Annotated in this window: 1 protein-coding gene; it reads right to left on the bottom strand. The window is 38.4% G+C overall.

The annotated features are described in order from the left end of the window. A partial coding sequence (locus NK213_RS20180) for a hypothetical protein (protein WP_371926480.1) occupies nucleotides 1-956 on the bottom strand: 956 nt, incomplete at its 3' end. Between the last annotated feature and the right edge of the window lie 83 nt (nucleotides 957-1,039).

Raw genomic sequence — 1,039 nt, 5'->3', positions numbered from 1 at the left:
TTTTTAAGCATTTGTGCATAAGGTATTCTTGTAAGTGTAAGAACATAACTGTTCAGGTCTTTGTCAAAATACTTTTCCGCAAGGAAAGATACTGATTGTGATGTTACTCTTATTGTTTCAGTTTCAGGATTGCTGATTCCTCCCAGCAGCTGTACGTGATGCATATCATAATTATTACCAAGTGCAGCATCAGGACTCAGTATAATATGACCTGTTCCCGAAAGTCCGCCTACATTTATAGTTCCCGCTGCTCCTGCCACAGTCTGTAAAATAATATTTCCTGTAAAGTCCAGTGATCCTGTTATTTCTATTTTTCCTGTATTATTTATTGTAATACCGTTTATTGTGGCATTAGGTCCGTCTATAACTATGTCCCCGATATTGGCAAGTGTTCCGCCTCCGTCGAATACTACAGTTCCGCCTGAACTTATTGTAATTCCGGCAGTATTCACAAACGAACTTCCCATCCCTACAAATACTCCGATTTTCCCGTCTCCATTTACATTTATCTGACCAGTATTTGTAAGTGTAGCGCCTTTTTCAATATATACTCCCTGTGTACCAGTTCCATTTACGTTTATTATTCCGTCATTTATAATTTTAGCTTCATTTGTTCCGATTATTCCTTTTGCTCCTGTACCATCTACATTTATTATACCTGTTACTCCGTTATATACAGTTGCCCCGTTTGTGCCCAGCATCCCGTATGCTTTTAGCCCTGTTACATCTATAGTTCCATAGTTTTCAGCTGTTCCTGACGGTCCGTAAGTTGTTGTCCCGTCCGGGTGTTTTACTTCCACTCCGCTGGCAAACATTCCCACTCCGGCTTCTTTTCCTACAGTTATTACCGCACCGTTAGCATTTATGATCTTTCCTGTTTCTGTTGCCATTCCCACTGAAAATTCTTTGGCTGCTACATCTGATTTACCAACAGTTATTATATTATTATTTGTCATAACTCCTGATTGTACTTATGTCAATAATGTGGACACATTTATCTTGTCTATTATGAAATTTTTTTCAAATATTCTTTAGGAGA

Origin of the sequence: Sebaldella sp. S0638, assembly GCF_024158605.1 — a bacterium.
Classification (GTDB): domain Bacteria; phylum Fusobacteriota; class Fusobacteriia; order Fusobacteriales; family Leptotrichiaceae; genus Sebaldella.
This window is presented reverse-complemented; position numbering and strand designations above follow the sequence as displayed.